The 7,990-nt window shown below is 70.2% G+C and carries 5 protein-coding genes and 1 pseudogene; 5 read left to right on the top strand and 1 reads right to left on the bottom strand.

What is annotated here, in order from left to right:
• Positions 1-307: 307 nt before the first annotated feature.
• Both DMC18_RS27005 and DMC18_RS27000 read left to right on the top strand, forming a co-directional pair.
• Positions 308-511, top strand: a pseudogene (locus DMC18_RS27005) (cold-shock protein); the annotation flags it as partial.
• 129 nt (positions 512-640) lie between these two features.
• Complete coding sequence (locus tag DMC18_RS27000) at positions 641-835, top strand: cold-shock protein (protein WP_233245359.1); 195 nt, start codon at positions 641-643, stop codon at positions 833-835.
• A gap of 241 nt (positions 836-1,076) precedes the next feature.
• Here the strand turns inward: DMC18_RS27000 and DMC18_RS16945 are convergent, their stop codons facing one another.
• Complete coding sequence (locus DMC18_RS16945; RefSeq protein ID WP_110121714.1) at positions 1,077-3,377, bottom strand: NADP-dependent malic enzyme; 2,301 nt, start codon at positions 3,375-3,377, stop codon at positions 1,077-1,079.
• Between the two features lie 417 nt (positions 3,378-3,794).
• On the opposite strand from DMC18_RS16945, the gene uraH reads away from it, so the two are divergent.
• The 3 genes from uraH to xdhB are packed head-to-tail and all read left to right on the top strand — an operon-like array spanning position 3,795 to position 7,948.
• Positions 3,795-4,142 carry a hydroxyisourate hydrolase gene (gene uraH, locus DMC18_RS16940; protein ID WP_110133125.1) on the top strand — a complete coding sequence of 116 codons (348 nt, stop codon included), beginning with the start codon at positions 3,795-3,797 and terminating at the stop codon, positions 4,140-4,142.
• 1 nt (position 4,143) lies between these two features.
• On the top strand, positions 4,144-5,622 hold the full coding sequence (gene xdhA / locus DMC18_RS16935; RefSeq protein WP_110121716.1) for a xanthine dehydrogenase small subunit: 1,479 nt from the start codon (positions 4,144-4,146) through the stop codon (positions 5,620-5,622).
• Complete coding sequence (gene xdhB, locus DMC18_RS16930) at positions 5,615-7,948, top strand: xanthine dehydrogenase molybdopterin binding subunit (protein ID WP_110121717.1); 2,334 nt, start codon at positions 5,615-5,617, stop codon at positions 7,946-7,948. The genes xdhA and xdhB overlap by 8 nt, the downstream gene beginning before the upstream one ends.
• Positions 7,949-7,990 lie beyond the last annotated feature (42 nt).

Genomic DNA, 7,990 nt, shown 5'->3' with positions numbered 1-7,990 from the left:
CGGTAGCTCGTCAGGCTCATAACCTGAAGGTCACAGGTTCAAATCCTGTCCCCGCACCCACTTTCCTGATAGACCAGCAAGGTCGATGTCGTCCGGCGTCGGCCTTTTTTGACGCCTCCGTTTACCACTCATAGTGGTATTTTGGCGACAGCTGAGCCTCCGCGCGCGAATTTTTCTGGCCAGCGGCCGCTTCCCACCCATAATCTCCGTGCAAAGGGCGTAGCGCGTGCCGCAGTTTTGCGTCATGAGTTGCTGTGGAAGGACGCGGGCCGGCAATTGGCCCGTCGATTGAGGTTTTGAGGATAAGATGGCGAACGGTGTCGTTAAGTGGTTCAACCCGGCCAAGGGCTTTGGCTTCATTCAGCCCGAGGACGGCGGCCAGGACGTGTTCGTCCACATCGCCGCGGTTGAACGTTCGGGCCTGTCGGGCCTGAATGAAGGCGATCAGGTGGCTTACGAGCTGGAAGAGGACCGCCGTTCGGGCAAGACCTCGGCCGGCAATCTGCGCGTGACCGGCCATGGCGCCGTTCCGGCCGGCGGCGCGCCGCGTCGTCCGCAGCGCAGCTTCGACGCTCCCCGTGGCGGTGGCTACGGTGGCGGCGGCGGTGGCGGCGGCACCGGCGAAGCCGGTACGGGCGTCGTGAAGTGGTTCAACAGCACCAAGGGCTTCGGCTTCATCCAGCCGGACAACGGCGGTGGCGACATCTTCGTGCACATCTCGGCCGTCGAGCGCGCCGGCCTGCGCGGCCTGAACGAAGGCCAGCAAGTCGGTTACGAACTCGAACAGGACCGCCGCTCGGGCAAGACCTCGGCCGGCAACCTGCGCATCCTCTAAGGGATCGGTCTTTCGGCTGGGCGCGGAGCGCCTGGCCGACTGCCGACCTGGCGAATTAGGCCCCGTCGGGACCTGGCTTCTGTCGCTGCGACAGGGGCGGGTTCCGGCGGGGCTTTTTCGTGCGCGCGATCCGGGCCTCAAGCGGCCTCCGGACGGCGCGCAAAAAGAATGGCGGCCTCCCTTGCGAGAGGCCGCCATCCAGATCGCAAGATCGCCGGCCCGAAAGCCGGCGGAGGCCTGATCAGCCCGCCTTGGCAGCCCGCTCGGCGGCCGCCTGGTTCACGGCCAGGGCGGTCATGTTGACGATGCCGCGGGCGGTGACGCTGGGCGTCAGCACGTGCACCGGCCGGCTCATGCCCAGCAGGATCGGACCGACCAGCAGGGCCTCGGTGGCGGCCGTCAGCAGGGTCAGCGCGATATTGGCCGCGTCCAGGGTCGGCATGACCAGCAGGTTGGCCGAGCCCTTCAGGGTGCTGTCGCCGACCAGGCGGTCGCGCAGGGCCTGGGAGAGGGCGGCGTCGGCGTGCATCTCGCCGTCGACCTCGAGCTCGGGCGCGCCGGCGCGGACCAGGGCCAGGGCCTCGCGCATCTTGCGGGCGGTCGGCGAGTTGGAGGCCCCGAACGAGGAGTGCGAGAGCAGGGCGGCCTTGGGCGTCAGGCCGAAGCGGCGCACCGATTCGGCGGCCAGCAGCGTCATCTCGGCCACCTGCTCGGCGGTCGGGTCGACATTGACGTGGGTGTCGCAGAAGAACAGCGTGCCGTTGTCGAGGATCAGCGACGACATGGCGTAGACCCGGCCGACGTTCTCGCGCTTGGGGATGATCGGCAGGACGTAGGTCATGTGCTGCCACCAGTCGCCGCTGCCGCCGACGAGGGCGGCGTCGACCTGGCCGGTCTGCAGCAGCATCGAGGCGGCCACCGTGCGGCGGCCCTCGACGCGGCGCTTGGCGGCCATCGGCGGCACGCCGCGGCGGCCGACCAGGTCCTGGTACTGGCCGATGATCGGCTCGAACAGCTCGCGGTCGGCCTGCGGGTCGAGGATCTCGACGGCGCCGCCCAGGTCGAGGCGCAGGCCCATCTCGGCGGCCTTGGCCTTGATCACCTCGCGGCGGCCGATCAGCACGGGGGCGGCGAGGCCCTCGTCGACCACGGTCTGCACGGCGCGCAGGACGCGCTCGTCCTCGGCCTCGGCATAGGCGACGCGGACCTTGGCGGCCTTGGTCGCCTTGCGGGCGCGCTCGAACACCGGGCGCATCAGCTGGCCCGAGCGGTAGACGAAGAGCTCGAGCTCGGCGCGGTAGGCGTCGAAGTCGGCGATCGGCCGGGTGGCGACGCCCGACTCCATGGCCGCGCGGGCCACGGCCGGGGCGATCTGCAGGATCAGGCGCGGGTCGAACGGCTTGGGGATGATGTACTGCGGGCCGAACATCGGGGCCGCGCCGCCATAGGCCGAGGCGACGACTTCCGAAGCCTCGGCGCGGGCCAGCTCGGCGATGGCCTCGACGGCCGCCACCTTCATGGCCTCGTTGATCTCGGACGCGCCGACGTCGAGCGCGCCGCGGAAGATGAACGGGAAGCAGAGGACGTTGTTGACCTGGTTGGCGTAGTCGCTGCGGCCGGTGGCCATGATGGCGTCGGGGCGCTGGGCGTAGACCAGTTCCGGCAGGATCTCCGGATCCGGATTGGCCATGGCCAGGATCAGCGGCTTTTCGGCCAGCAGCGGCAGCCACTCGGGCTTGAAGACGCGCGGAGCCGAGAGGCCCAGGAAGATGTCGGCGCCGGGCAGCACGTCGGGCAGGGTGCGCGCGTCGGTCGGACGGGCGTAGCGGGCCATGTTGTCCGGCATGTCCGGATCGCGGCCGGCGTGGACCACGCCCTTGATGTCGGTGAGGGTGACGTTCTCGACGGGCAGGCCCATGGAGACCAGCAGGTCGACGCAGGCCAGGGCGGCGGCGCCGGCGCCCGAGGTGACCAGCTTGACGTCCTTCAGCTGCTTGCCCTGGACGAGCAGGGCGTTGCGGACGGCGGCGGCGCAGACGATGGCGGTGCCGTGCTGGTCGTCGTGGAAGACCGGGATGTTCATCCGCTCGCGCAGCTTGCGCTCGATGATGAAGCACTCGGGGGCCTTGATGTCTTCGAGATTGATGCCGCCGAAGGTGGGCTCCAGGGCCGCGACGACCTCGATGAAGCGGTCGGGATCCTTGGCGTCGACCTCGATGTCGAAGACGTCGATGCCGGCGAACTTCTTGAAGAGGACGGCCTTGCCTTCCATCACCGGCTTGGAGGCCAGCGGGCCGATGTCGCCCAGGCCCAGCACGGCGGTGCCGTTGGAGATCACGGCGACGAGGTTGCCGCGGGCGGTGTAGTCGCGGGCGAGGTCGGGATCCTCGGCGATGGCGACGCACGGGGCGGCGACGCCGGGGGAGTAGGCCAGGGCCAGGTCGCGCTGGGTGGCCATGCGCTTGGTGGCCTCGATGGCCAGCTTTCCGGGCCGCGGCAGCCGGTGGTAATCCAGGGCGGCTTTACGGAAATCCTCGTCCATCGATCGGTCCTGTTCTGCGCAGCGCGTGGCGCGGGCCGTCTCTTTGTCGCGCTCCCGGGGTTGGGATTACGCACGCGGCCCGTCTGCCGGTGTTGCTACCGGGGTTGGCCGCGCTTTTCCAACCTTACGCAGCGTCCGCCGACCATTTTTTGCGATTCTGCGTCCGTTTGGCTTCGGGCGGGGCCGGTCGGGCGGCGCAACGGGCGCGGCTGGTAAGTAATAAAAGACTTATATACGCTCAATCGGCGGGCGCCCGTCGCCGCCTGGCTGGGCGAACCGGCCGCGAACCTGCCACGGGCGGGCGGTTCGGCGGCGGCGAGGCTGGACAGCGGGCGCGCGCGGTCTCAGCCTCTGTGCATCAACCTCTTAAGCGAGGTCGAAAGAGCGTATGATGACCAAGATCCCGCAGGACCAAGCATGAGCGGCCTGACGACCCACATCCTCGACACCGCCGCCGGCCGCCCGGCCGCCGGGGTGGCGGTGCGCGTCTATCGCCGGGTGGAAGGCCCGCCGACGCTCCTGCTGGCGAGCGCCACCGACGCCGACGGCCGCGCGCGGCTGCTCGAGGGCGAGGACCTGGCGGTCGGCGGCTATCGCCTGGAATTCGAGATCGCCGCCTATTTCGCCGCCAGCGGGGCCAAGGTCTCCGACCCGCCGTTCCTCGACGTGGTGACCATCGATTTCGCGGTGGCCGATCCGGCCCAGCACCATCACGTGCCGCTGCTGGTGTCGCCGTTCGGCTATTCGACCTACCGGGGCAGCTGAGATGGGCGGGACGATCCGGTTCCTGCTGAACGGCGAGGCGCAGGAGGCGGCGGGCGTCGATCCGACCACGACCCTGCTGGAGCACCTGCGCGGGCCGCTGCGCAAGACCGGGACCAAGGAAGGCTGCGCCGAGGGCGACTGCGGCTCGTGCACCGTGCTGGTCGGCGAACTGACCACGGGCGATGATCTGGCGCCGGTGCGCTGGCGGGCGGTCAATGCCTGCATCCAGTTCCTGCCGATGCTGGACGGCAAGGCGGTGATGACCGTCGAGAGCCTGGCCGCCGGAAGTGCGGGCGCCTGCGCCGGCGAGCCGCATCCGGTGCAGCAGGCGATGATCGACAAGCACGGCTCGCAGTGCGGCTTCTGCACGCCGGGGATCGTGATGTCGCTGTACGGCCGCGCGGTCGGGGCCTGCGGGGCGGGGGCGCCGGTCGAGGACGTGCTGGCGGGCAACCTCTGCCGCTGCACCGGCTATGGCCCGATCCTGGAGGCGGCGCGCGAGGTGGTGCGCGAAGAGGCGCCCGACGTCGCCGGTCCGCTGAAGGCGATTCAGCGCGAGACCATGCTGAGCCTGGCGCACGAGGATCCGGTGCGGGGCGTCACCCGCCGCTGGCTGGCGCCGCGCGGCCTGTCCGAGCTGGCGGCCGCGGCCGAGGCCAATCTGGATGCGGCCTTCGTAGCCGGGGCGACCGACGTGGGGCTGTGGGTCACCAAGCTGCGCAAGCCGCCCCAGACCCTGATCGACATTGGTCGCGTGCCCGAACTGAAGACCATCACCCGGGTGGGCGACGCCCTGCGCATCGGCGCGGGCGTCCGCTATGTCGAGGCGATCGAGACCCTGGCCGGCCGCTATCCCAGCCTGGGCGAGATGATGCGGCGGCTGGGCTCGACCCAGGTGCGCAACAGCGGCACGATCGGCGGCAACATCGCCAACGGCTCGCCGATCGGCGACATGCCGCCGGCCCTGATCGCGCTGGGCGCCACCCTGGTGCTGCGCCGGGGCGAGCAGACACGCGAGATCCCGCTGGAAGACTTCTTCGTCGCCTACGGCCAGCAGGACCGCCAGCCGGGCGAGTTCGTCGAGGCGGTGATCGTGCCGCGCGGGCCGGCGGGGCAGATCTTCAAGGTCTACAAGCTCTCCAAGCGCTTCGACCAGGACATCTCGGCCGTCTGCGCGGCCTTCGCGATCACGGTGGTGGACGGCGTGGTGGTCGAGGCGCGGGTGGCGTTCGGCGGCATGGCCGGTACGCCCAGGCGGGCCAGCGCCTGCGAGGCGGCCCTGGTCGGCGAGCCGTGGACGCCCGAGACGGTCGACGCCGCCGCCGCCAAGCTGGACGAGGACTACACGCCGCTGTCGGACATGCGGGCCTCGGCCGCCTATCGCGCCAGGACGGCGCGCAACCTGCTGGTCCGGGCCTATCTGGAAAGCGCCGAGCCGGGCGTGGCGACCAGCGTGCTGGCGGAGGCGGCCCATGGCTGATTCCGGCGCTTCCCTGAAAGTCACGCCCTTCGTGGGCGTGCACGCCTCGGTCCCGCACGACAGCGCCCTGCGCCACGTGACCGGGACGGCGATCTATGTCGACGACCTGCCCGAACCGGCCGGCCTGCTGCAGGTGCATCTGGGCATGAGCACCAGGGCCCATGCGCGGATCGTCTCGATGAATCTGGACGCCGTGCGCGCCTCGCCCGGCGTGGTCTGCGTGCTGAGCGCCGCCGACATTCCCGGCGAGAACGACGTCAGCCCGGTGATCCACGACGACAGGCTCTTTGCGCAGGGCGAGGTCTATTGCGTCGGCCAGAGCCTGTTCGCGGTGGCCGCGACCTCGATCGGGGCCGCGCGGGCGGCGGCGGCCAAGGCCGTGGTGGAGTACGAAGACCTGCCGGCGGCGATCACGATCGGCGAGGCCGAGGGGCTGGACCTGAAGATCGAGGCCAGCCAGCGGATGGCGCGGGGCGATGCGGAGGCGGCCCTGGTCGCCGCGCCCAACCGCCTCCAGGGCCGCCACGCCATCGGCGGCCAGGACCACTTCTATCTGGAAGGCCAGGCCTCGCTGGCGACGCCGCGCGAGGAGGGCGACGTCCACGTCTGGTGCTCGACCCAGCATCCGACCGAGGTGCAGCACCTGATCGCCCGCGTGCTGGGCCGGCCGGATCATGCGGTGACCGTCGAGGTGCGGCGCATGGGCGGCGGCTTCGGCGGCAAGGAAACCCAGGCCTCGCTGTTTGCGGCGGCCGCCGCGCTCGTGGCCGTGAAGACCGGCCGCCCGGCCAAGTGCCGGCCCGACCGCGACGAGGACATGGTCATGACCGGCAAGCGGCATGACTTCGAGGTGGAATACGACGTCGGCTTCGACGACGAGGGGCGGCTGCTGGGGATCCGGCTGGAGCTGGCCTCGCGCTGCGGGGCGACGACGGATCTTTCGCCGGCCATCAACGACCGGGCGATGTTCCACGCCGACAACGCCTACTACCTGCCGGCGGTCGAGATCGTCTCGCACCGCTATCGCACCCACACCGTCTCCAACACCGCCTTCCGGGGCTTCGGCGGGCCGCAGGGCATGGCGGCGATCGAGCGGGTGATGGACGCGGTGGCCCAGGCCACGGGCCTGGACCCGTTGGAGGTGCGCCGGCGCAACCTCTATGGCGGAAGCCGGAATCTGACGCCCTACTACCAGGTGGTGGAGGACAACGTCGCGCCGGAGCTGATCGAGGAGCTGGCGCAGTCCTGCGACTACGCCGCCCGGCAGCAGGCGGTGGCGGACTTCAACGCCGCCAATCCGATCCTCAAGAAGGGACTGGCCCTGACGCCGGTGAAGTTCGGCGTCTCGTTCACCACCACCCACCTGAACCAGGCAGGCGCCCTGATCCACATCTACGCCGACGGTTCGATCATGCTGAACCACGGCGGGACGGAGATGGGGCAGGGGCTCTATCTGAAGATGGCGCAGGTGGCGGCGCAGGCGTTCCAGGTTCCTCTGGAGCGGGTGAAGATCACCTCGACCACCACCGACAAGGTGCCCAACACCTCGGCCACGGCGGCCTCGTCGGGGGCGGACCTCAACGGCATGGCGGTGCTGGACGCGGCGGGCAAGCTGAAGGGGCGGCTCACGGCCTTCGCGGCCGAGAAGTGGGGCGTCGATCCCTCGCAGGTGGCCTTCACGCCCGACGGCGTGCGGATCGGCGGCGAGACGGTGAGTTTCCCGGATCTCTGTCGGCAGGCTTACCTCGCGCGGATCTCGCTGTCGGCCACGGGCTTCTACGCCACGCCGAAGATCACCTACGACCGCAAGACCCATCGCGGGCGGCCGTTCTACTACTTCGCCTATGGGGCGGCCTGCAGCGAGGTGGTGATCGACACCCTGACCGGCGAGAGCAAGGTGCTGCGCGCCGACATCCTGCACGACGTGGGCCGCTCGCTGAACCCGGCCATCGACCTTGGCCAGGTGGAGGGCGGGTTCATCCAGGGCATGGGCTGGCTGACGACCGAGGAACTGGTCTACGACGCCAAGGGCGTGCTGAAGACCCATGCCCCCTCGACCTACAAGATCCCGACGGCGAGCGATCGGCCGCGCGTGCTGAACGTCAGGCTCTGGGAGCCCGGCCGCAACGCCGAGCCGACCGTCCACCGCTCCAAGGCCGTGGGCGAGCCGCCGCTGATGCTGGCGATCTCGGTGTTCAGCGCGATCACCCGCGCGGTGGCGGCGGTAGGGGATCATCGGGTGATGCCGGACCTGGATGCGCCGGCGACGCCGGAGGCGGTGCTGACGGCGGTCGAGGATGTGAGGCGGCGGGCGGCCGATGCGTAGGGGGCGCGCCGCTTTTCTCAAACCTCTCCCAGGGGGAGAGGG

It is taken from the genome of Caulobacter sp. D5, assembly GCF_003185805.1.
Taxonomy (GTDB): Bacteria; Pseudomonadota; Alphaproteobacteria; order Caulobacterales; family Caulobacteraceae; genus Caulobacter.
This window is presented reverse-complemented; position numbering and strand designations above follow the sequence as displayed.